Genomic DNA, 245 nt, shown 5'->3' with positions numbered 1-245 from the left:
TTCGCATGGCACAAAAGGTGGAAATCGTCCTGGTCTCTGATTTGGACGGCGGGCCGGCGGACGAAACGGTGCATTTCGGCATGGACGGCACGAACTACGAAATTGACCTGTCCGCAGGGGATGCTGCTGCGCTGCGTAAGGCCTTCAAGCAGTATGTGAAGGCCGGCCGCAAGGTCCCTGCGGCCGCGTCACCCCGGGGCAAGACCCGGCCCGGGCCAGCGGCCGGGGCCGGCCGTGGGGATACC

At 66.1% G+C, this 245-nt stretch carries 1 protein-coding gene; it reads left to right on the top strand.

Annotated elements, in window-relative coordinates:
• Positions 1-17: 17 nt before the first annotated feature.
• Positions 18-245 (top strand): histone-like nucleoid-structuring protein Lsr2 (locus tag AC5RWU_RS24815; RefSeq protein ID WP_494037355.1); only part of this gene is annotated, 228 nt, incomplete at its 3' end.

It is taken from the genome of Arthrobacter sp. B0427-1-12, from assembly GCF_059092905.1.
Note: the sequence above shows the minus strand (reverse complement) of the source record. Positions and strands in the feature narration are given on the sequence as shown.